Raw genomic sequence first — 21744 nt, 5'->3', positions numbered from 1 at the left:
GGTATCAGGAGGATTCAGTCCATTGACGGACGTAAAACGCGTATGAACCCAGCACGGGTTCGCCGTATTCAGCGTCCGTTGTGGCTCATCACCGGCGCGTGTTGCCTGATGTTCATTCAACCATCCGGGGCCGGCGATCTGCCGCCGCCACCCAGCGGCATGGAGGCCGTGAGTGATGCACAGTTGTTTCTGGAGCTGGTGGTCAACCAGATGAATACCGGACGCGTGGTGGCAGTGCAGCAGCGCGACGGGCGCTTGTTTGTCCCGGCGACGGCGTTGCGCGAAACCGGCATGAAGCTGCCTGATAATCTCGGCGCCGAGGTCGATCTCGACAGTCTGGCGGGACTGCACAGTGACTACGACAGTGTTGGTCAACGCTTGCTGCTGGACGTGCCGCCGGACTGGCTGCCGGAACAATTCATCGGCAATCGCCAGGCTTACCCGCGCACACCGGCGCTGAGCAGTTTCGGCGCGTTGTTCAATTATGACCTGTACCTCAACGACACCGACGATGCCGGCACTTACCTGGCGGCGTGGAACGAAGTGCGGCTGTTCGACAGCTGGGGCACGCTGTCCAACACCGGGCAGTATCGGCAAACCTTGTCCGGTGATTCGCTCAACACGCTGGACAACGGCTATCTGCGTTACGACACCACCTGGCGTTACTCCGATGACGAGCGGATGCTCACCTACGAGGCCGGTGACGTGATCAGCGGTGCGTTGCCGTGGAGCAGTTCGGTGCGTTTGGGCGGCGTGCAGTTTTCTCGGGACTTTGCCGTACGCCCGGATCTGGTGACCTATCCGTTGCCGCAATTTGCCGGTGAAGCAGCGGTGCCGTCCTCGGTGGATCTGTTCATCAATGGTTACAAATCCAGCAGCGCAGACTTGCAGCCCGGGCCTTACACGCTGACCAATATTCCGTTCATCAACGGTGCTGGCGAAGCTGTCGTAGTGACCACCGATGCGCTCGGTCGGCAGGTCTCGACCACGGTGCCGTTCTATGTCACCAGCACCTTGCTGCAAAAAGGTTTGAGCGATTTTTCCGTGGCTGCCGGTACGTTGCGTCGCGACTATGGTTTGAAGGATTTCAATTACGGCCCGGGTGTCACCTCCGGCAGCCTGCGCTATGGCGTCAGTGACGGCTTCACGCTGGAAAGTCATGCCGAAGCGGCCGATTCGCTGACACTCGGCGGCCTCGGTGGCAATTGGCAGCTGGGTAACTTCGGTGTACTCAACAGCGCGGTGAGTCAAAGTCGTTTCGATGGCGAGGGCGGTCAGCAATTAAGCCTGGGCTATCAGTACAGTAATCAGCGTTTCAGCTTTTCCTACCAACGCTTGCAACGCCACGATCAATACGCCGACCTCAGCGTGGTCGACAGCCCCTATATCAGCCTTAGCCGGCGCAGCGAGCAGGCGACCCTGAGTCTCAACCTCGACCGCTGGGGCAGCCTCGGTGCGGGTTATTTCGATGTACGCGCGGCGGACGATTCGCGCACGCGGCTGCTCAACCTCAGCTGGAGCAAACCGTTGTGGCGCAACAGCAGTTTCTACCTGTCGGCCAACCGCGAGATCGGCGACAGCAACTGGGCTGTGCAGGCACAACTGGTGATTCCATTCGATCTGCGCGGCAGCCTGGCGATCAGCAGCGATCGTAGTAAAACCGGGCAGAGCCAGCAGCGGGTCAACTACAGTCGCGCGGTGCCGACCGAGGGCGGCGTGGGTTTCAATCTGGGCTACGCCAAGGGTGATGGTGCTGATTATCGTCAGGCCGATGTCACCTGGCGTCTGCAATCGGTGCAGTTGCAGGCCGGTGTCTACGGCACTTCCGACGCCGAAACCCGTTGGGCCGACGCCAGTGGTTCGCTGGTGTGGATGGACCGTCAGGTGTTCGCCGCCAACCGTATCGACGACGCTTTTGTGGTGGTCAGTACCGATGGTTTTGCCGACATTCCGGTGCGCTACGAAAACCAGCAGGTCGGCCAGACCGACAAGAATGGTCACCTGCTCGTGCCGTGGAGCAGCGCCTATTACCGCGGCAAGTATGAAATCGATCCACTGAATCTGCCGGCCAACGTGCGCAGTCCCAACGTCGAACAGCGCATTGCTGTACGGCGTGGCAGCGGTTATCTGCTGGAGTTTCCGCTGACCCGAGTGATTGCCGCGAGCATCGTGCTGGTCGACGCGCAGCAGCGAGAACTGCCGCTGGGCGCGGGCGTGCTGCATGAGCAGAGCGGCACACGGACGGTGGTCGGCTGGGACGGGCTGGTTTATCTGGAAAACCTGCAGGCGCAGAACTCGCTGCAAGTAACACTGGCCGACGGCAAGACCTGTCAGGCGCAGTTCAGTGTCGATCTGAATCAGGATCAGGTGCCGTTGATTGGCCCGTTGGTGTGTCAATGATGTTCCGGCGATGGCTGTTATGTCTGGCACTGCTTATACCCGGGGCGGTGCAGGCCGCGTGTTCGGTGGTCAGCACCACGCCGGCGGCGTTCGGCATGCTCAGTTCGATTGCCGTGCGCACGACGTCGCAACCCAGTTCCACACTGAATGCGGGTTTGAGCTGTACCGGCTCTCTGTTGTCCCTGCTGACCAGCAACGATCACTTCTGGGGCACCGTTTCATCGACTCAAAGTGGTCTGGTCGGGCCGACCGGCGATGTCATCAATTACACGATCTACGCCAACAACAGCACCAGCTATCCGCTGACCCGCGGCACCGCCTATGACTTTGCGCGCAACGGCATCATCGATGCCTTGGGCCTGCTCAACGGTACGACGCCGAAAACGGTGCCGCTGTATCTCGGTACCACCATTGGCAGCAACGTCGCCGCCGGGGTGTATACCGAGACCCTGAGTATTTTCTGGAACTGGAATTACTGTTCGGGGATCGGCATCGGTGCAATCTGCATCGGGCGCGATATCGCCAACGGTACGACGTCGTTGACGGTGAACCTGACGGTGTCCAACGACTGCACGATTACTGCGCCGAACATTGCCTTCGGCAGCGCGCCGGTGGTCAGCGCGTTTACCCCGGTGACCGGACAGACGATCAATCTGGCCTGCACCAAGGGCAGTGCTTACACCGTGGGGTTAAGTGACGGGCAGAACGCGGTGAGTGTCGGCGGCCGGCGAAGGATGATTTCCGGGAGCAATTATCTGGCCTACGACATTTTCAAAAGTGCCGGCACCACGCGCTGGGGCAGTGTCGGCGCGGCACGGCGGGCGAGTACCGACGCCGAGGTCAATCCGGGTAACGGGTTGGGCACGGGCAGTCAGATCTTCAACTACAACGCGAAGATCTACACCGACCAGACCACGCCGCCGGCGGGCACTTATCTGGACAATGTGGTGCTCGACATAGGTTTCTGAGCCTGACGCTGATCCCTTGTAGGAGCTGTCGAGTGAAACGAGGCTGCGATCTTTTGATCTTGCCCTTAAGAACAAGATCAAAAGATCGCAGCGTGCCGCAGCTCCTACATAGAACAGCGGTGTTTTCAGAATTGCAGTGATTGCTTGAGCTGTTGCGCCGCCGGCGTATCAACCGGGCTGACCATCGCGTAGTTGTACCCGCCGCCCGACCAGTATTCGGCCTGCAAGTCGCCATCACTGCGGCTTCCACGGGGCAAAAAGGTGTTCTTCGGCCCCGGTGGGCGCACGTAGAAACTCACCTTGTGCCCGCTGCCATCCTCATACATGACCATCGCCGCCGGGCCTTCATCAGTGCTGAGCAGGCGTCCGCTGACCGGTTCAAATCCGGCCGCTTTGAGATCGGGCAAACGACTGACGCGGGTGAAATAGCGGTCGAGCCAGCGTTGCATGTCGCCGTCATTGTCGACCTTGTAATCGGCCGGCAGCATGCCTTGCTGGGCAATCAAGCGATAGGCCTGCAACGCATCGGTCATCGGCAACATGGGCGGGCGCACGAGAGTCATCTCCCGCGCTTGCCAGCCACTGAAACCGCCGACGCTGACCGCGATCAGCAACACCGCGGCGCTGGCCAGATGGCGACGTGACTGACGCTGGCGGCGCTGGCGAATCATGGCCGGATCAAGCGCCGGATTGGCCGGCTGCTGCAATGCGCCGCTGAGAGCCGCGCGCAATTGCTGGGCATCCTGTTGCCAGGCGCGAACCTGCGCCGCTTGATCCGGGTGACTGGCCAGCCAGGTTTCCAGCACACGCCGGTCGGCGTCGCTGAGCTGGTGGTCGACATAAGCGTGCAGGTCACGCTCGTTGGGAGGCAGGCTGATCATTTGAGTATCCGCAAAGAAGGGCTGCTGATTTCGCCGTCGCTGAGTTGGCGCAAGGCCTGGCGGGCGCGGGACAGGCGCGACATCACGGTGCCGATCGGGGCGCCGAGAATCTCGGCGACCTCTTTATAGGAAAGGCCTTCCACCGAGACCATCAGCAGCAGGGCACGCTGTTCGGTAGGCAGACGGTCGAAGGCTTGCAGTGTCGACTGGGCGATGACGGTGCGCTCGACCGAGGGCTCGGCATCGTCGCGTCCGGTGAAGAATTCGAGCATGCGCGCATAGCGTCGCGAGCGGCGATGGGCGTCGAGAAACTGCCGATACAGAATCGCGAACAGCCAGGCGCGCAAGTCGCCGTCGGCGCGTTTATCGCCCCAACTCGACAGCGCCCGCTCAAGGCTGGCCTGCACCAGATCGTCGGCGCTGCTGCTGTTGCGCGTCAGTGACACGGCAAAGCGGCGCAATCTGGGAATGATTTCTCTCAACTGTTCGTCGAATTCGCTCATGAAATTCTGCTAGTCACTACGCTGTGGACTAGGGAGACGTCCGCCGTTGGAGGTTATTCCACGTTCGGAAAAATAAATACCGTCGCGTGGAATAAACCCGGACGAGGTGCGTCTTGCTGATTCTTCCTACTTGTGGCCGATGGCCCTGGAGTTTTTCATGGTTGATCGTTCATCACCCGATGCTGCACCGCCCGGCGGGCCGCAGCGCCCACCACTGAGTGCGGCGAGCCTGATCCTGCGTCTGGGCGGCATTGCCGTGGTCGTCGCTGCGGTGGCTGGGGCGTTTGCCTACGTTCACGGTAACTTTGACCCACAACGCCTGACGCCAAAAACGCTGGTCGATGTGCTGGAGAAGAACAACGGCGTGCACCCCGGGTTTCGCCGTAACCACGCCAAAGGCGTGTGCGTGATCGGGCATTTCGAGAGCAGTGGCGAGGCGCGGGTGTTCTCCTCTGCGCAGGTGTTCAACGAACCGCAGACCCCGGTGGTCGGGCGCTTTGCGCTGCCGGCGGGTAATCCGTATGCACCGGACAGCAGCGTGCCGATTCGCAGTCTGGCACTGCGTTTCACCCAGGCCAATGGACAGCAGTGGCGCACCGGAATGAACAGCATGCCGGTGTTCCCGGTCGGTACGCCTGAGGCGTTCTATCAATTGCAGCAGGCGCAGTCGCCGGATCCGGCCACCGGTAAACCGGATCCGAGCAAGGTGCCGGCGTTCTTCGCCTCGCACCCGGAAACCGTGCCGTTCCTGACTTGGGTGAAGACGGCCAAACCTTCGGCCAGCTACGCCACCGAAACCTACAACAGTGTCAACGCTTTCTATCTGGTCGACGCCAGCGGTAAAAAGCAGGCCGTACGCTGGAGCATGACGCCGTTGGCGCGCGATGCTGCGGGTGCCACTGCACCCGAGGGCGGCGATTTTCTCGAGAAGGATCTGGTGCAACGTTTGGCGTCTGCTCCGCTGCGTTTTCAGTTGAATATCACTCTGGCCAATCCCGAAGATCCGGTAAACGACGCCAGCAAGACCTGGCCCGAGGGGCGCAAGGTGTTGAACGCCGGCACGCTGGTGCTGGAAAAAACCCAGCCGCAACTGAGCGGTGAATGCCGTGACATCAACTATGACCCGCTGGTGTTGCCGGCCGGGATTCAAGGTTCCGATGACCCGTTGCTCGCGGCCCGTTCCGCCGGTTACGCCGATTCCTATCTGCGCCGCACCAGCGAAGTCAGCCAGTTGCCCGCTGCCAAACAGGAGGCTCGTCCATGAGAACCCAACCGACGCATTTCGCACTGTTGGCGCGGCTGCTGCACTGGCTGATGGCGGTCATGATCATCGCCATGCTGTTTATCGGTGCCGGCATGGTCACCTCCGTTTCTGAGCGGCATGAATGGCTGATCCATCTGCACAAACCGCTGGGCATTGCGATTCTGGCACTGGTGATTGTGCGTTTGCTGGTGCGGTTCACTACTCGCCAGCCGCCGCTGCCAGCGGATCTACCGGGCTGGCAAGTGCTGGCGGCCAAGGCTTCGCATCTGTTGCTGTACGCGCTGATGCTGGTGCTGCCGTTGCTGGGCTGGGCAATGATCAGCGCTTCGGGTGAGCCGGTCATGCTCAGTACAACGATGCAATTGCCAGCGATCGTTCCGGCCGATGCGCAGCTGTTCGCGTTATTGCGCAAGGCTCACGGTTATCTGGCCTACCTGTTGTTTCTGACGGTGCTGCTGCACCTGGCGGCGGCGCTGTTTCATGGCTGGATCCGCCGCGACGAGGTGCTCGACAGCATGTTACGCGGTCGCGATCGCGGCTAACCCGTTTGAGTGGCGCATCGAGCCGGTGCGCCGCTTTTCAGGGTCAGCCACCAGTACGCCAGCGCCACGGCATTGATGGCCGCACCGAGCAGGCACACGCCAATCCAGCCGGCCCACGCGTACACGGCGGTCGAACCGATGGAGCCGAGCGCGCTGCCGATTGAGTAAAACAGCATGTAACCGGCGGTGAGACGGCTTTGCGCTTCGGGGCGCACAGCGTAAATCATGCTTTGGCTGGTGACATGCACGGCTTGCAGACCTAGATCCAGGGTGATCACGCCGAGCAGTAATGCCCACAGCGAGGATTGGGTGAGGGCAATAGGCAGCCACGAAGCGAGCATCAACAATAGCGAAAGACCACTGACCCATTGTCCGAGACCGCGATCGGCCAGATGCCCGGCCCGTGCGGCGGCCAGCGCACCTGCGGCACCGGCCAGCCCGAACAGTCCGATTTCACTGTGCGACAAGGACAGTGGCGGCGCGGCCAGGGGCAACACCATCGGCGTCCACAGCACCATCGCGCTGGCGAAGGTCAGCAGGGCGAGGATCGCGCGTTGGCGCAATACCGGTTCTTCTTTGAACAGGCTGAATACCGAGGTGATCAGTGCAATGTAGCCAGTCGCCGGTTGTGGGGATTCATGCTTGGGCAGAACGCGAAACAGCAGCAACGCCATCAACAGTGTCAGCCCGGCTGACAGGAAATAGATCGCTCGCCACCCAGCCAGATCGGCCATGCCGCCGGCAACCGTGCGTGCCAGCAGAATTCCCACCACGATGCCGCTGGTGACTACACCGACCACGCGCCCGCGTTGGGCCGGGATTGCTAGTGTGGCGGCGTAAGCCACCAACACCTGCGTCACCACGGCGAGCAGTCCCGTCAACGTCATGCCGAGCAGCAGCCAGACACTGCTGGGCGCCAGCGCGATCATCAACAACGCCGCTGCCGACAGAAGGGTTTGAGTGACGATCAATTTGCGCCGGTTGAGCAGATCGCCGAGGGGAACCAGTAACACAAGACCGATGCCGTAGCCGATTTGCGTCAGGGTGATGACGATGCCGATGGTCGCCGGCGACATGGCAAAGGCTTCAGCCATGGCGTCCAGCAGTGGCTGCGCGTAATACACGTTGCCCACGGCCAGACCGCACGCTACAGAGAAAAGCAGAACCACTGCGCTGTTGAGAGGTTGCATGTCCCGAGTCCTTTTAGGTTTCAAAATAAAACCTTATCGCTATTGGGTTTTATATTGCAACCTTATTGAGCGAATCAACGGACGGTAGAAAGCAGAAGATCGCAGTCAGACTGCGATCTTCGGGTCGTGCGCGGGGAGGGGGTCAGCGCAAGGTATCAACCATGTCTGCGATGGTCGTCAGCACATCTTTGCCCAGCTGTTTTGAGCGTTTGCCCGACCAGCCGGTTTCTTTGTCGGGATGGTCGTCGTGATCCTTGAACGGCATTTCCAGGGTCAGCGACAGGCAGTCGTATTTTTGGCCGACGCTGTTGCACGCCAGGGTCATATTGGCCTGGCCCGGTTCGTCGCGGGTGTAGCCGTACTTGGTCTGGAAGTCTTTGGTGGTGTGTTTCAAGTGGCTGCGGAAATGCTCTTCGAGCTTTTCGATACGCGGCGTGTAACCCGGATTGCCTTCGCAACCGGCGGTGAACACGTGGGGGATTTCTTCATCGCCGTGTACGTCGAGGAACAGATCGACGCCGTACTTTTCCATTTGCTGTTGTACGAAAAGTACCTCGGGGCTGACGTCCTGACTGGCATTCTGCCAAGCGCGGTTCAAGTCCTGGCCCATCGCATTGGTGCGCAGGTGGCCGTGGAAGGCACCGTCCGGGTTCATGTTCGGCACCAGATACAAATCAGCGCTGGCCAGTAGTTTGTTCAACACGGGATCGTCATGTCTTTCCAGGCGTTCGATCACGCCTTCCATGAACCATTCAGCCATGTGTTCGCCCGGATGCTGTTGAGCGATGATCCAGATTTTGCGCTGGCCTTCGGCGCCGGTGCCTTTGCGCAGCAGCTGAATGTCACGACCTTCGATGCTCTTTCCGGTGGCCAGCAATTCGGTGCCGGCCTTGCTCAGCGCCTGCTCGATCAGCCAATCATGACGGCCACGGCTATAGGGTTCGAAATAGGCGAACCAGGCGTGGGTCTGCTCGGCTTCGAGACAAAAGCGCAGACTGTCACCTTCAAAACTGGTTGGGATGCGGAACCAGTTGACGTGGTCGTAAGACGCGACTGCCTGATAGCCGGTCCAGGCTTTGTTATAGGAAGATTGACTCGCGTTGACCAGGCGAAACCAGTGTTCCTGATGAACATGCAGACCGCTGGCCTTGAAGTGGAACCACTGAAAGTGAGCGCTGCGGGTGTCCGGGCGAATGGCCAGAACCGGATTGAGCGGGTTGCTGATGTCGATGACTTGGATGTTGCCGCTGTCGAAGTTGGCGCTGATGTCGAACGAAGATTTGGCCACGGTCATAATCGATTCCTGAATATGATTTTTATGGCCGTTACTTTACACGCAGGCAGGGCTGAAACCGAGGGGAATTGCGGGGTGTGGCGGGGGGCGTCCTCCATGACGCGCAAGCAGCTTAGAGACTGTGCGATTGATTCTCAAGTGCTAATTGTCATTAGTTTGCCCCAATGTGGCGGGGCCCGGCTTGCCAAGCGATATTCTTTTGATATTATCCGCGCCATCGAATTTGCAGCACCTAAAGACTTCATTAGCCTGAAGACACAAGCCCGAAAAACGGGCAAAAAAAGACCCGGCAAAAAGCCGGGTCAAAAACCGTGATTAGCCTGATGAGGAGATAGTCCAGAAGACCGACCTAAGGTCTCTGGTCCATCGACTGATCTCGCGACCAGCTGCTTGCAATAATAATCATTATCATTTGCAAGTCAAATGTTTTTATCTGCGCGATGGGGAAATTCTTTCCCGTCCTTCCGCAATCCCGTTCCTCAGGCTTCATCGGCATCAAGCGAATGGTCGACCATCGCCCGCGCCATATCCACCATGTGCACCACTGAAAATGCCAGATCGCGACTCGCGCCTTGCAGGTTTTCGGCTGCCTTGAACGCCGTGGCCGCCGCACAGCGCAACAGGTCCGAGGCGTGCACCAGAGCTTCTTCGCCACTGAGATGGCGCCTGACATCGAAAAAACGCTCGTCGACCTCGGGTTCTGACACAGCTGGTTTCAAGTAATAGTCCAGCGCTCGCTGCGCTGCCGCATTGCCCTGAGGGGAGGTGAAGGTGGTGTCCATTTGCAGATCGGGCAAGTCTTTGCTGCTGATATTCATGATGAAGAGGCACTCCTTGGTCGATTGAAAATCCGTGCCCTCAGAATAGTACTATGTGTAGTTGTGACCAGAATTTAAATACTACAATATGTGTTTTGCTGGCCGAAGGCGTCGACGTAAGGTGCTGCACATGGATAAATGGATTGAGTTGGTCAAGGCCAAGATGAGTGAACTCAAAATCACTCAAACAGAGCTCGGAGAGCGCGTCGGCATGTCCCAGGGCGGGATCGGTCATTGGCTGAACAAGCGTCGCGAACCCGGCATCACGGAAATGAATCGCGTGCTGCAAGCTCTGGGCATGGATTTTCTCGAAGTGGTGCTGGTGATCCGGGAACCGCAAGTAACGCCTGACGACGACATGCCGCTGGCGCAGAAGTACAACCCGTACTTCCGTTACCCGGTCAGCGACTGGCAGACGACGTGCGAGGTGCGCGAGAGCAATGTGGCGTCCTACGCCAAGGCGTCAGGCAAGCAGCGCTTCGAACTGACGGATTACCACGCGCGTGGCTCGGCGTTCTGGTTGACGGTGACGGGAGATTCGATGACCGCGCCCAGTGGCCAAAGCATTGCCGAAGGCATGCTGATTCTGGTCGACCCGGCCGCCGAGGCGGTGCCCGGCAAACTGGTGATCGCCCAATGGCCCGACAGCACTGAAGCGATTTTTCGCAAGCTGGACGAAGAGGGCGGTCAGCGTTACCTGGTGCCGCTCAATCCGACGTGGCCGAAAGCCCTGCTGACCGATGAGTGTCGAATCATCGGCGTTGTGGTTCAGGCAACGGCGCGTTACTAGTCAGATCGATCCTCGCCCGGCGTAGGATCGATCCTCGCCATCACACGGCTTCCAGTTCAACCAAAGCGCTGCCTTCGCCAACCATTTCACCTTCCTGGCAATACAGCGCTTTGATCACCCCGGCATGCGGCGCACGGATGCTGTGCTCCATCTTCATCGCTTCCAGCACCACCAGTTGCGCACCGGCCTCGACCGATTGCCCGGCCTCGACCAGCACACGAACAATGCTGCCGTTCATCGGCGCGGTCAGTCCGCCCTGATGGCTGTGACTGGCTTCGACGGCGCTGATCGGATCGTACGTTTCGATGCGCCGCAACTCACCTTCCCATTGCAGGTACAGAGAGCCCCCTTGGCGGATGGCACGCAATGTACGACGAACGCCGTCGTGCTCGACGATGAGTGCTTCGCCGGACAGTCTGGCGTGATCATCGGTACTCAGCGTCAGCGCTCGATCCTGTCCCTCGCAACTCAAATGCAGGGTGATTTCCCGTGGCAATCCCGCACGCAAACCGCTGTTGAATGACCATGGCGAAGCAGGATCATCCTGACGCGCCAATTGCGGCAGACTCTGCGCCACAGCTTGCGCTGCCGCGTTCCAGAACGCATCGCTCAAAGTGCCCGGGGCAGGCAGCAATTGTTCCTGATAACGCGGAATAAATCCGGTATCCAGCTCCGCCGCCGCAAACGCCGGATGGGCGATGATCCGCCGCAAAAAATTGATGTTGGTTTTCAAACCGCCAATCGCAAATTCGTCGAGCATGCTCAACAAGCGCAACCGGGCCTGTTCACGATCCTCGCCCCAGGCAATCAGCTTGCCGAGCATCGGGTCGTAGAACGGCGAAATTTCATCGCCTTCCTCAACCCCGCTATCCACCCGGCGCCCCGGCCCAGCTGCCGATTCGCGATACAACGCCAGACGCCCGGTCGCCGGCAAAAAGTCATTCGCAGGGTCTTCGGCGTACAAACGCACTTCAATCGCATGACCGTTCAATGGCACTTGATCCTGGGTGATCGGCAACGCTTCACCCCGGGCAACACGGATCTGCCACGCCACTAGATCGAGACCGGTGATGGCCTCGGTCACCGGGTGTTCGACCTGTAGTCGCGTGTTCATCTCCATAAAGAAGAATTCGCCCCGCGCATCCAGCAAAAACTCCACAGTACCGGCGCCGACATAGCCGATTGCCTGCGCCGAACGCACAGCCGCTTCGCCCATGGCGCGACGTAGTTCCGGGGACAAGCCCGGGGCCGGAGCTTCTTCGACGACTTTCTGATGGCGCCGTTGAATCGAGCAATCACGCTCGTTGAGGTACAGGCAGTTGCCATGTTGATCGGCGAACACCTGGATTTCCACGTGACGCGGCTTGAGCAGGTATTTCTCCACCAGCATCCGCGAGTCGCCGAACGACGACTGCGCTTCACGCTGAGCCGAGGCGAGGGCTTCGGCCAATTGGCTGACGTCCTCGACGACTTTCATGCCTTTGCCTCCGCCGCCGGCCGTGGCTTTGAGCAGCACCGGATAACCGATGCGCGCGCAAGCATCGCGGAAGGTATCGAGATCCTGCGCTTCGCCGTGATAACCCGGCACCAACGGCACACCGGCGGTTTCCATCAGCGCTTTGGCGGCGGATTTGCTGCCCATGGCGTCTATGGCCGAGGCGGGCGGGCCGAGGAAAATCAGCCCGGCCGCTTCGATGGCGCGAGCGAATCCGGCGTTTTCCGAGAGAAATCCGTAACCCGGATGAATCGCCTGAGCGCCACTGGCCCTGGCCGCTGCGATCAATTTGTCGATTTGCAGATAGCTGTCGGCCGCTTTGCTGCCACCGAGATCAACGCGGATGTCCGCTTCACGGCTGTGTCGCGCTTCACGGTCGGTGGCACTGTGCACGGCGACCGTGGTCAGGCCCAGCGCTTTGGCGGTGCGCATCACGCGGCAGGCGATTTCGCCACGGTTGGCCACCAGCAGGGTGGTGAGAACGGGTGCGCTCATCAACGCGGCTCCTTGGTGGTGGTTGCGGCTTGCCAGCTCGGCGGACGTTTTTGCAGAAAAGCGCGTAGACCTTCCTGACCTTCAGGGCTGACGCGGATGCGGGCGATGGCATTTTCGGTGTAGCGGCGTAGCGCCGGGGTCAGCGCGCCGTTACCGACCTCACGCAGCAAATCCTTGCTGGCGCGCATGGCGGCGGGGCTGTTGAGCAATAAATTGTTGATCCACTGTTCGACTTGCTGATCAAGTTCGGCGGCTGGATAGCTCTCGGACAACAAACCGATTTCCCGTGCGCGTTGGCCGCCAAAGCGTTCAGCGGTCAGCGCATAACGACGCGCTGCACGTTCGCCAATCGCCTGCACCACGAACGGACTGATCACCGCCGGTGCCAGACCAATGCGTACTTCCGACAGGCAGAATTGCGCGTCATCGGCGCCAATCGCCATATCACAGCAACTGATCAACCCCAGCGCGCCACCGAACGCTGCGCCTTGAACGACGGCCACGGTGGGGATTTTCAGTTTGGCGAGGTTGTACATCAGCTCCGCCAGTTCGCGGGCGTCGTCGAGGTTGGTGTGGTAATCGAGCTCGGCCGATTGCTGCATCCACGCCAGGTCTGCGCCAGCGCTGAAATGCTTGCCACGGCCACGCACCAGCAAGAAACGCAGGCTGGCATCACTGGAGACTTTGTCGAGGGCGAGGATCAGCTCGCGGATCATCTCGGCGTTGAAGGCGTTGTTTTTCTCGGCACGATTGAGCCACAGGGTGGCGAAACCCCGAGGGTCGCTTTGCAGTTCGAGGGTGTTGAAATCGCTCATATTCATCCGTCTCCACGGTTCTTGCGGGAGCGAGCCTGATCGCGAAAGCGTTGTATCAGTCGGCATTTCCGCTATCTGACAAAGCGCATTCGCGAGCAGGCTCGCTCCCACAAAAAATTACATCCGGAACACGCCGAAGCGGCTCGGTTCGATTGGCGCGTTCAACGACGCGGACAGGGCCAGGGCCAGCACATCGCGGGTCTGCGCCGGGTCGATGACGCCGTCGTCCCACAGCCGTGCGCTGGAATAGTAGGGGTGACCCTGCTCTTCGTACTGGTCGAGGATTGGTTGCTTGATCTCGGCTTCCTGCTCGGCACTGAAGGTTTGGCCACTGCGTTCAGCCTGTTCACGCTTGACCTGCACCAGCACGCCGGCCGCCTGTTCGGCGCCCATCACGCCGATGCGTGCGTTCGGCCACATCCACAGGAAGCGTGGATCGTAGGCGCGCCCGCACATGCCGTAGTTACCGGCGCCGAAGCTGCCGCCGATGATCACGGTGAATTTCGGCACTTTCGCGCAAGCCACCGCCGTCACCAGTTTCGCGCCGTGTTTGGCGATGCCGCCGGCCTCGTATTTCTGGCCGACCATGAAACCGGTGATGTTCTGCAAAAACAGCAGCGGAATGCCGCGCTGGCAGGCCAGTTCGATGAAGTGCGCGCCTTTCTGCGCGGCTTCGGCGAAGAGGATGCCGTTGTTGGCCAGAATCGCGATCGGGTAGCCGTGCAGGTGGGCGAAACCGCAGACCAGCGTGCTGCCGAACAGCGCTTTGAATTCATCGAACACCGAACCGTCGACCAGTCGCGCGATCACTTCGCGCACGTCGAACGGCTGCTTGGCATCGGCGGAAACTACGCCATACAACTCATTGCTGGCGTACAACGGCGCAATCGGCGTGCGTTGCTGCACTTCTCCGAGCTTGCGCCAGTTGAGGTTGGCAACGCTGCGGCGGGCGAGAGCGAGCGCATGTTCGTCGCTCTCGGCGTAGTGGTCGGCAACGCCGGAAATCTTGCAGTGCACATCGGCGCCGCCCAGATCCTCGGCGCTGACCACCTCACCGGTCGCAGCTTTCACCAGTGGTGGCCCGGCGAGAAAAATCGTCGCCTGATTGCGCACCATGATCGCTTCGTCCGCCATCGCCGGCACATACGCGCCACCAGCAGTGCAGGAGCCCATGACCACGGCGATCTGCGGAATGCCCATCGCGCTCATGTTGGCCTGGTTGAAGAAGATCCGCCCGAAGTGCTCGCGATCCGGGAACACTTCGTCCTGACGCGGCAGGTTGGCGCCGCCCGAGTCGACGAGATAGATGCACGGCAGACGATTCTGCTGCGCGATGGTCTGCGCGCGCAGGTGCTTTTTCACGGTCAGCGGGTAGTACGAACCGCCCTTAACCGTCGCGTCGTTGGCGACGATCATGCACTCGACGCCTTCGACCCGGCCAATCCCGGCAATCACACCGGCGGCCGGGACGTCCTCGCCGTAAACCGCGTGGGCGGCCAGTTGGCTGATTTCCAGAAACGGCGAACCCGGATCGAGCAGGCGATTGATGCGTTCGCGCGGCAGCAATTTACCGCGCGAGGTGTGGCGTTCCTGGGCTTTCGCGCCGCCGCCCTGCGCCACTTGGGCGAGCAGGGTGTGCAGGGCGTCGACCTGTTTGAGCATCGCCGCGCTGTTGGCGGCGAACTCCGCTGAGCGAGGATTGAGCTGAGTGTGCAGAATCATGGCTTACTCCGTAAGCAGCTACGAGTTGCAAGCTTGGAGCGGCAAGTTAAAGCTGTTCTCTTGCAGCTTGAAACTTGCGGCTCGCCGCTGACGAAATTCATTTCGTTTCGTTGAACAGTTCGCGACCGATCAGCATGCGACGGATCTCACTGGTGCCGGCGCCGATTTCGTACAGCTTGGCGTCGCGCAGCAAGCGGCCCGCCGGGAACTCATTGATGTAACCGTTACCGCCGAGAATCTGGATCGCGTCGAGGGCCATTTGTGTGGCGCGCTCAGCGGTGTAGAGGATTACCCCGGCGGCATCCTTGCGCGTGGTTTCGCCGCGCTCGCAAGCCTGCGCAACCGCATACAGATAGGCGCGGCTGGCGTTGAGTTGGGTGTACATGTCGGCAACTTTGCCCTGGATCAGCTGGAATTCGCCGATGCTCTGGCCGAACTGTTTGCGGTCGTGGATGTACGGCACGATCAGGTCCATGCACGACTGCATGATCCCGGTCGGGCCACCGGACAGCACGACGCGCTCGTAATCGAGGCCGCTCATCAGCACTTTCACGCCGCCGTTGAGTACGCCTAGGATGTTTTCTTCCGGCACTTCAACGTCGTCGAAAAACAACTCGCAAGTGTTTGAGCCACGCATGCCGAGCTTGTCGAACTTGTTGCTGCGGCTGAAGCCTTTCCAGTCACGTTCGACGATGAACGCGGTAATGCCGTGCGGGCCTTTTTCCAGATCAGTTTTGGCGTAGATCACATAGGTGTTGGCATCCGGGCCGTTGGTGATCCAGGTTTTGCTGCCATTGAGGACGAAACGGTCGCCGCGTTTGTCGGCGCGCAGTTTCATTGAAACCACGTCGGAACCGGCGTTTGGCTCGCTCATCGCCAACGCACCGACGTGTTCGCCGCTGATCAGCTTCGGCAGGTATTTGCTTTTCTGTTCGTGGTTGCCATTGCGGTTGATCTGGTTGACGCAGAGGTTGGAGTGCGCGCCGTAAGACAGCGCCACTGAAGCCGAACCGCGGCTGATTTCTTCCATAGCCACGACGTGCGCCAGGTAACCCAGGCCTGCGCCGCCGTACTCTTCCGGCACGGTGATGCCGAGCAGGCCCATGTCGCCGAACTTGCGCCACATGTCAGCGGGGAACAGGTTGTCGCTGTCGATCTGCGCCGCGCGCGGAGCGATCTCCTTGGCAACAAAGGACTGAACCTGATCGCGCAGCATGTCGATGGTTTCACCGAGGGCGAAGTTCAGGGATGGATAGCTCATGGGTCACCTTTTGGCTTTTTTGTAGGGTGGGGAGGGCGGTCACTCAGCTCTCACCTTTACGTTAACGTAAGCCTGTGACGGATGACTGTCAATCACCCTTTACGTTAACGTCAACTTGAGCGAGAGTAGGATCAGTTCAAGATTGAAACGGAGCGGACCTTGTGGGAGCGAGCTTGCTCGCGAAAGCGTCAGATCAGTCAACATGGATGTTGAATCCGCTGGCCTCTTCGCGAGCAAGCTCGCTCCCACAGGAGTTAAATCCGGCAAAACCCACTAATAAAGACAATAGGGGTCGTCATGGATCAACCCAGTGCAAACCCGCAACGCAGCTACACCCATGGTTCTCAGGACAAAGCCTTGCTGGCGATGACCATCGGGCAGAAGTTCGATCACACCGTCGCGCAGTACCCCGATGGTGAAGCGCTGGTGGTGCGCCATCAGCAGTTGCGTTATTCCTGGCGACAACTGGCCGATGCGGTGGATCTGCACGCCAGAGCATTGCTCGCTTTGGGTTTGCAGGCCGGCGACCGCCTCGGCATCTGGGCACCGAACTGCGCGCAGTGGTGCATCACCCAAGTCGCTACGGCGAAAATCGGCGTGATCCTGGTCAACATCAACCCGGCCTACCGCAGCTCCGAACTCGAATACGTGCTCAAGCAATCCGGCTGCCAATGGCTGGTCTGCGCCGGGGCATTCAAGTCCTCCAACTACCACGGTATGTTGCAAGGCCTGGTGCCGGAACTGGCTGAACAATCCATCGGCCAATTGCGCAGTGAGCGTTTGCCGGAGTTGCGCGGGGTGATCAGCCTCGACCCGCAGCCACCGTCAGGTTTCCTGCCGTGGTCGCAATTGGCCGACATGGCAACCAGTGTCTCCAAAGAACAACTACACGAACGCAGCGACAGCCTGCACTTCGATCAACCGGTGAACATCCAGTACACCTCCGGCACCACCGGATTCCCCAAGGGCGCGACCCTCAGCCACTACAACATCCTCAATAACGGTTACATGGTCGGTGAAAGCATCGGCCTGGCCCCGCATGACCGTCTAGTGATCCCGGTGCCGCTGTATCACTGTTTCGGCATGGTCATGGGCAACCTCGGCTGCATCACCCACGGCAGTACGATGATTTACCCCAACGACGCGTTCGATCCATTGCTGACCCTGCAAACCGTTGCCGAAGAGAAAGCAACCGGCCTTTATGGCGTGCCGACCATGTTTATCGCCATGCTCGACCAGCCGCAACGCGGCGAATTCGATCTGTCGAGCCTGCGCACCGGAATAATGGCCGGCGCGACATGCCCGATCGAAGTGATGCGCCGGGTCATCAGCGAAATGCACATGAGCGAAGTGCAGATCGCCTATGGCATGACCGAGACCAGCCCGGTGTCGCTGCAAACCGGCCCGAACGACGAGCTGGAACTGCGTGTGACCACCGTTGGCCGCACGCAGCCACAGCTGGAAAGCAAGATCATTGATGAGGCCGGCAACCTCGTGCCGCACGGCACCATCGGCGAACTGTGCACCCGTGGTTACAGTGTGATGCTCGGTTACTGGAACAATCCGCAGGCCACCGCTGAAGCCATCGATGAGGCGGGCTGGATGCACACTGGCGACCTGGCGAGCATGAACGAGGAGGGTTACGTCAACATCGCTGGGCGTAACAAAGACATGATCATCCGTGGTGGCGAGAACGTTTATCCGCGTGAGCTGGAAGAGTTTTTCTTCACCCACCCGGCGGTGGCGGACGTGCAGGTGATCGGCATTCCGTGCTCACGTTATGGCGAGGAGATTGTTGCCTGGATCAAATTCCACCCCGGCCACAACGCTTCCGAGCTGGAGCTGCAAACCTGGTGCAAGGAACGCATCGCGCACTTCAAGACGCCACGGCACTTCAAGTTCGTTGAAGAGTTTCCGATGACGGTGACGGGCAAGATTCAGAAATTCAGAATGCGTGAAATTAGCATCGAAGAACTGAAAACTATCGAGCGGTAACCGCGACCTCTGTGGGAGCGAGCTTGCTCGGAAGGCGTCAGGTCAGCCAATATCTTTGTTGATGACACACCGCATTCGCGAGCAAGCTCGCTCCCACAGGGGATACGCAGTCAAAACACAAATCACAGAAAGCACAAAGGGGAGCCGAGGCTCCCCTTTAATTTTGTCGTCGCGTGCTCTTTTTTATTATTGAGGGTCGGTCTGTTGTTGTTTTTGGCAACCGTGGCCCTTTACCGCTGTTTTTGGCGACCCCCATCCGGGGTCAAGAGCAAACGTATTTTTTTGAGCGCTGATCTACTTTCTCGCTAAGCGATCCAACCGATTCGGGAGCTACCTGAAGGTAGTTTTATTGTTCTCTGCCCGGTTGCGGGTCACTCCTGAGAGCACCCTGAAAAGCACACCTTCTCCAAAAAAATCTGTTAGCTGCGTCTCTGCCGTGTTGTTTTTGTTATGTCAGAGTCGGTACGTCTTATTTTTATTGGTTTGCTGCTTTTTATTCTTGTTATGCCAAAGAGATAGCAGAAGCCGTGCCAACTTTTAAAATTCCTTATAAATCAATAGCTTGAGAATTACAGCGATTTTTCACTCCAGCGAAACCAGACAATTTGTTTCCGTGTTACTCGCTTGAACCCACATTTCGGACACAGCGGTAACACCTTGTCCCCTCACTGTGCGCTGCGAGCCTTGGCCACGCGCGAACCGCTCGGGCGACCGAGCACCGCGCTGATCTGCTGACCCGCGGCAATCAAGGCGTCCAGGTCGATTCCGGTCTCGATGCCGAGGCCGTTGAGCAGGTACACCACATCTTCGGTAGCAACGTTACCGCTCGCGCCTTTGGCGTACGGGCAGCCGCCGAGGCCCGCGATAGAGCTGTCGAATACTGAAATGCCTTCAAGCAGACTGGCATAGATATTGGCCATGGCCTGGCCGTAAGTATCGTGGAAATGCCCGGCGAGTTTTTCCCGTGGCACTTGCGCCGACACCACTTCAAACAAACGGCGAGTCGCGCCAGCAGTGCCAGTGCCTATGGTGTCGCCCAGCGAAACCTCGTAGCAGCCCATCGCATACAACTCGCGCGCGACCATTGCCACTTGCTCTGGCGCGACCGTGCCTTCGTACGGACAGCCGAGCACGCAGGACACGTAACCGCGCACGGTAACGCCGTGCTGTTGCGCCGCTTCCATGATCGGCGCGAAGCGCGCCAGGCTTTCGCTGATCGAGCAGTTGATGTTGCGTTGCGAGAAGGTTTCGGAGGCAGCGGCGAACACCGCGACTTCCTTGACGCCGGCGGCTATGGCGTCTTCAAAGCCGCGCAGGTTTGGCGCCAGTGCACCGTAGGTCACGCCGGGTTTGCGCTGGATCTGCGCGAACACCTCGGCGGAACCGGCCATTTGCGGTACCCAGTTGGGCGAAACGAAACTGCCGACTTCTATATAGCCGAGGCCAGCGGCGCTGAGAGCGTCGACCAGTTGCACCTTGTCGGCGACGCTGATCGGTTGGGCTTCATTCTGCAGGCCATCGCGCGGGCCGACTTCGATCAGGCGTACTTGGGAGGGGAGGGACATGGCGGTTGACCTGCTCTTTTGAATTCGTGGAGAACCCTGTGGGAGCGAGCTTGCTCGCGAATGCAATCTGTCATTCAACATCTATGGTGATTGACCCGGCGCATTCGCGAGCAAGCTCGCTCCCACAGGGAACAGTGTTTGATCCGTTAGATCGCCTGCTGGCTCTTGAGCGTCTGCTCCAGTGCCTGCACGCAGCGCTCTTCGGCGGTATCGAGTTCGAGCTTCATCTGCTCAATGTCGAGCAACTGCTGCTCCAACTGCTCGCGGCGCTCAGTGATTTTCGCCAGCATGCTGTTGAGCTGTTTGGTGTTACCGCTGGACGGGTCGTAGAGTTCGATCAGTTCGCGGCATTCGGCCAGCGAAAAACCGATGCGTTTGCCGCGCAGGATCAGCTTCAGGCTGACCTTGTCGCGCGGCGAATAGATGCGTTCCTGGCCACGACGCTCAGGACTGAGCAGGCCTTGCTCTTCATAAAAGCGAATCGCCCGGGTGGTGATGTCCAGCTCGCGGGCGAGGTCGGAGATGCTGTAAGTCTGGCTGCTCATGGAAGCGCTCGGAAAAAGGTCTTGGCGCTAAGCTAATGGCAGGTTGACGTTTACGTCAAGCGGGATGATTTGTTGTTGTCAGTGCTGGCCTCTTCGCGAGCAAGCTCGCTCCCACATGGTTCTGTGAACACCACAACTCCAGTGTGGGAGCGAGCTTGTCTCCGGGCGGCGTTCCGACGAAGAACGATGACTCGGTAAAAAGCCCTACACCTTATCGAGCTTCTTCTCCTGCGCCGTCACCTGCTGGCACAACTCGATCATCTGCTCGCGCATCCAGCGATTCGCCGGATCCTGATCGGTGCTTTCATGCCAATACAGATGCGTCTCCACCGGCGGCACATCATTCACTGGCAGATTAAACGCCTGCAGCTCATGCCGACGGGCGAAGCGCTCCGGCACGGTCATGACCATGTCAGTCTGCTGCATCACCTGCGACGCCATCAGATAATGCTGCGAGCGCAGAGCGATCTTGCGTTGAATGCCCATTTTGCCCAGCGCCAGATCGACATAGCCCAAACCACTGCGGCGGCTGGAAATGTGGATATGCGTCAGCGACAAATAATCATCCAGCGAGAGTTTTTCCTTGCCCGCCATCGGATGGCCCTTGCGCATCGCACACACGTAACGGTCTTCCATCAGCTTGACGTGACGCACCTGCGGGTCGGTGTTGAGCGGTGCATCCACGGCAAAATCCAGACGTCCGGCAGCCAGCTCTTTAGTGGTCTCGCGGCGCTTGGACAGAAAACTTTCGATGATCACCGTCGGCGCCAAGCGGCGCAGGCGCTGAAACAGCGGCGGCAGAATCACTGCCTCGGTGAGGTCGGTCATGCTGATGCGGTAGGTCTTGACCGCTTGCGCCGGGTTGAAAATGCGACTTTCCTGAACCGACACGCGCAGCAGCGACAGTGCGTTGCGCACCGGGCCGATGATGTTCTGCGCCATCGGCGTCGGCACCATGCCCTGCGCCGTGCGCACGAACAGCGGGTCGTTGAAGGTCTCGCGCAACCGTGCCAGCGCGTTGGACACCGCCGGCTGGGTGATGCCGACAATCTGCCCGGCGCGGGTCAGGTTGGCTTCGGTATAGATCGCGTCGAAGACGATGAAAAGGTTGAGGTCGACCTTACTCAGATTCATAACGCGGCTTCTCTTGTTATTTAGGGCGGTGTTTTGGGGGCTGGCAATCAGCCGATCATATATCGGT

General features: G+C 59.5%; 19 protein-coding genes. 7 read left to right on the top strand and 12 right to left on the bottom strand.

From position 1 onward, the window contains the following. Positions 1-42 precede the first annotated feature (42 nt). Positions 43-2400, top strand: coding sequence for a fimbria/pilus outer membrane usher protein (locus FGA82_RS25115; RefSeq protein WP_141129156.1), 2358 nt, complete (start codon positions 43-45; stop codon positions 2398-2400). Beyond that, positions 2397-3368: a Csu type fimbrial protein gene (locus FGA82_RS25110; protein ID WP_141129155.1), complete on the top strand. Its 972-nt coding sequence runs from the start codon at positions 2397-2399 to the stop codon at positions 3366-3368. The genes FGA82_RS25115 and FGA82_RS25110 overlap by 4 nt, the downstream gene beginning before the upstream one ends. Before the next feature lie 125 nt (positions 3369-3493). On the opposite strand, the gene FGA82_RS25105 is transcribed toward FGA82_RS25110, so the two are convergent. Both FGA82_RS25105 and FGA82_RS25100 read right to left on the bottom strand, forming a co-directional pair. After that, a complete protein-coding gene (locus FGA82_RS25105; protein WP_141129154.1) occupies positions 3494-4249 on the bottom strand; it encodes an anti-sigma factor family protein in 756 nt (251 codons plus the stop codon). Beyond that, the gene (locus FGA82_RS25100; protein ID WP_016983921.1) at positions 4246-4752 is read right to left on the bottom strand and encodes a sigma-70 family RNA polymerase sigma factor; all 507 of its coding nucleotides are present in this window, start codon (positions 4750-4752) and stop codon (positions 4246-4248) included. Before FGA82_RS25100 ends, FGA82_RS25105 begins: the two co-directional genes overlap by 4 nt. Positions 4753-4909: 157 nt before the next feature. On the opposite strand from FGA82_RS25100, the gene FGA82_RS25095 reads away from it, so the two are divergent. After that, positions 4910-6016: a catalase family peroxidase gene (locus tag FGA82_RS25095; RefSeq protein ID WP_141129153.1), complete on the top strand. Its 1107-nt coding sequence runs from the start codon at positions 4910-4912 to the stop codon at positions 6014-6016. Further along, the gene (locus FGA82_RS25090) at positions 6013-6558 is read left to right on the top strand and encodes a cytochrome b (RefSeq protein WP_141129152.1); all 546 of its coding nucleotides are present in this window, start codon (positions 6013-6015) and stop codon (positions 6556-6558) included. The genes FGA82_RS25095 and FGA82_RS25090 overlap by 4 nt, the downstream gene beginning before the upstream one ends. On the opposite strand, the gene FGA82_RS25085 is transcribed toward FGA82_RS25090, so the two are convergent. Continuing rightward, complete coding sequence (locus tag FGA82_RS25085; RefSeq protein WP_141129151.1) at positions 6555-7748, bottom strand: MFS transporter; 1194 nt, start codon at positions 7746-7748, stop codon at positions 6555-6557. The genes FGA82_RS25090 and FGA82_RS25085 overlap by 4 nt on opposite strands. A 142-nt stretch (positions 7749-7890) precedes the next feature. Continuing rightward, on the bottom strand, positions 7891-9042 hold the full coding sequence (locus tag FGA82_RS25080; RefSeq protein WP_141129150.1) for a M14 family metallopeptidase: 1152 nt from the start codon (positions 9040-9042) through the stop codon (positions 7891-7893). Positions 9043-9138: 96 nt separating this feature from the next. Here FGA82_RS25080 and FGA82_RS25075 point away from each other — a divergent pair, with 96 nt between their 5' ends. Then, a complete protein-coding gene (locus FGA82_RS25075; RefSeq protein ID WP_141129149.1) occupies positions 9139-9357 on the top strand; it encodes a hypothetical protein in 219 nt (72 codons plus the stop codon). 164 nt (positions 9358-9521) lie between these two features. Here FGA82_RS25075 and FGA82_RS25070 read toward each other — a convergent pair whose 3' ends face one another. Continuing rightward, a complete protein-coding gene (locus FGA82_RS25070) occupies positions 9522-9860 on the bottom strand; it encodes a DUF6124 family protein (protein WP_141129148.1) in 339 nt (112 codons plus the stop codon). Between the two features lie 130 nt (positions 9861-9990). Between FGA82_RS25070 and FGA82_RS25065 the strand changes: the two genes are divergently transcribed. Next, positions 9991-10650, top strand: coding sequence for a LexA family protein (locus FGA82_RS25065; RefSeq protein ID WP_141129147.1), 660 nt, complete (start codon positions 9991-9993; stop codon positions 10648-10650). Between the two features lie 40 nt (positions 10651-10690). Here FGA82_RS25065 and FGA82_RS25060 read toward each other — a convergent pair whose 3' ends face one another. From FGA82_RS25060 to FGA82_RS25045, 4 genes are all read right to left on the bottom strand, one after another. Next, positions 10691-12640, bottom strand: a complete 1950-nt coding sequence (locus tag FGA82_RS25060; protein WP_141129146.1) for an acetyl/propionyl/methylcrotonyl-CoA carboxylase subunit alpha — start codon at positions 12638-12640, stop codon at positions 10691-10693. Further along, positions 12640-13455 (bottom strand): gamma-carboxygeranoyl-CoA hydratase, encoded by an 816-nt coding sequence (locus FGA82_RS25055; protein ID WP_141129145.1) that lies wholly within the window; start codon positions 13453-13455, stop codon positions 12640-12642. Before FGA82_RS25055 ends, FGA82_RS25060 begins: the two co-directional genes overlap by 1 nt. Before the next feature lie 117 nt (positions 13456-13572). Next, on the bottom strand, positions 13573-15177 hold the full coding sequence (locus FGA82_RS25050; RefSeq protein ID WP_141129144.1) for a carboxyl transferase domain-containing protein: 1605 nt from the start codon (positions 15175-15177) through the stop codon (positions 13573-13575). Between the two features lie 97 nt (positions 15178-15274). Next, positions 15275-16438, bottom strand: coding sequence for an isovaleryl-CoA dehydrogenase (locus FGA82_RS25045; RefSeq protein WP_110719347.1), 1164 nt, complete (start codon positions 16436-16438; stop codon positions 15275-15277). Between the two features lie 297 nt (positions 16439-16735). Between FGA82_RS25045 and FGA82_RS25040 the strand changes: the two genes are divergently transcribed. Next, positions 16736-18433 (top strand): AMP-binding protein, encoded by a 1698-nt coding sequence (locus FGA82_RS25040; RefSeq protein WP_141129143.1) that lies wholly within the window; start codon positions 16736-16738, stop codon positions 18431-18433. A 665-nt stretch (positions 18434-19098) separates the two neighbouring features. Here FGA82_RS25040 and FGA82_RS25035 read toward each other — a convergent pair. The 3 genes from FGA82_RS25035 to FGA82_RS25020 form a co-directional block, all read right to left on the bottom strand. Then, positions 19099-19998: a hydroxymethylglutaryl-CoA lyase gene (locus FGA82_RS25035; protein WP_141129142.1), complete on the bottom strand. Its 900-nt coding sequence runs from the start codon at positions 19996-19998 to the stop codon at positions 19099-19101. Positions 19999-20144: 146 nt separating this feature from the next. Further along, positions 20145-20543, bottom strand: coding sequence for a MerR family transcriptional regulator (locus FGA82_RS25025; protein ID WP_007917234.1), 399 nt, complete (start codon positions 20541-20543; stop codon positions 20145-20147). Positions 20544-20747: 204 nt separating this feature from the next. Next, on the bottom strand, positions 20748-21677 hold the full coding sequence (locus tag FGA82_RS25020; RefSeq protein WP_016986544.1) for a LysR family transcriptional regulator: 930 nt from the start codon (positions 21675-21677) through the stop codon (positions 20748-20750). Between the last annotated feature and the right edge of the window lie 67 nt (positions 21678-21744).

The organism is Pseudomonas fluorescens, assembly GCF_005938625.1.
GTDB lineage: Bacteria > Pseudomonadota > Gammaproteobacteria > Pseudomonadales > Pseudomonadaceae > Aquipseudomonas > Aquipseudomonas fluorescens_BD.
The sequence above is the reverse complement of the archived record's forward strand: the minus strand, read 5'-3'. Positions and strand labels throughout refer to the sequence as shown.

Excerpts from the sequence above, each read along its gene's own strand:
- FGA82_RS25110 (WP_141129155.1), top strand. The coding sequence starts at position 2,397 with ATGATGTTCCGGCGATGGCTGTTATGTCTGGCACTGCTTATACCCGGG.
- FGA82_RS25070 (WP_141129148.1), bottom strand. The coding sequence starts at position 9,860 with ATGAATATCAGCAGCAAAGACTTGCCCGATCTGCAAATGGACACCACC.
- FGA82_RS25100 (WP_016983921.1), bottom strand. The coding sequence starts at position 4,752 with ATGAGCGAATTCGACGAACAGTTGAGAGAAATCATTCCCAGATTGCGC.
- FGA82_RS25060 (WP_141129146.1), bottom strand. The coding sequence starts at position 12,640 with ATGAGCGCACCCGTTCTCACCACCCTGCTGGTGGCCAACCGTGGCGAA.
- FGA82_RS25045 (WP_110719347.1), bottom strand. The coding sequence starts at position 16,438 with ATGAGCTATCCATCCCTGAACTTCGCCCTCGGTGAAACCATCGACATG.
- FGA82_RS25085 (WP_141129151.1), bottom strand. The coding sequence starts at position 7,748 with ATGCAACCTCTCAACAGCGCAGTGGTTCTGCTTTTCTCTGTAGCGTGC.
- FGA82_RS25020 (WP_016986544.1), bottom strand. The coding sequence starts at position 21,677 with ATGAATCTGAGTAAGGTCGACCTCAACCTTTTCATCGTCTTCGACGCG.
- FGA82_RS25055 (WP_141129145.1), bottom strand. The coding sequence starts at position 13,455 with ATGAGCGATTTCAACACCCTCGAACTGCAAAGCGACCCTCGGGGTTTC.
- FGA82_RS25025 (WP_007917234.1), bottom strand. The coding sequence starts at position 20,543 with ATGAGCAGCCAGACTTACAGCATCTCCGACCTCGCCCGCGAGCTGGAC.
- FGA82_RS25090 (WP_141129152.1), top strand. The coding sequence starts at position 6,013 with ATGAGAACCCAACCGACGCATTTCGCACTGTTGGCGCGGCTGCTGCAC.
- FGA82_RS25115 (WP_141129156.1), top strand. The coding sequence starts at position 43 with ATGAACCCAGCACGGGTTCGCCGTATTCAGCGTCCGTTGTGGCTCATC.
- FGA82_RS25080 (WP_141129150.1), bottom strand. The coding sequence starts at position 9,042 with ATGACCGTGGCCAAATCTTCGTTCGACATCAGCGCCAACTTCGACAGC.
- FGA82_RS25035 (WP_141129142.1), bottom strand. The coding sequence starts at position 19,998 with ATGTCCCTCCCCTCCCAAGTACGCCTGATCGAAGTCGGCCCGCGCGAT.
- FGA82_RS25040 (WP_141129143.1), top strand. The coding sequence starts at position 16,736 with ATGGATCAACCCAGTGCAAACCCGCAACGCAGCTACACCCATGGTTCT.
- FGA82_RS25050 (WP_141129144.1), bottom strand. The coding sequence starts at position 15,177 with ATGATTCTGCACACTCAGCTCAATCCTCGCTCAGCGGAGTTCGCCGCC.
- FGA82_RS25065 (WP_141129147.1), top strand. The coding sequence starts at position 9,991 with ATGGATAAATGGATTGAGTTGGTCAAGGCCAAGATGAGTGAACTCAAA.
- FGA82_RS25075 (WP_141129149.1), top strand. The coding sequence starts at position 9,139 with ATGACGCGCAAGCAGCTTAGAGACTGTGCGATTGATTCTCAAGTGCTA.
- FGA82_RS25105 (WP_141129154.1), bottom strand. The coding sequence starts at position 4,249 with ATGATCAGCCTGCCTCCCAACGAGCGTGACCTGCACGCTTATGTCGAC.
- FGA82_RS25095 (WP_141129153.1), top strand. The coding sequence starts at position 4,910 with ATGGTTGATCGTTCATCACCCGATGCTGCACCGCCCGGCGGGCCGCAG.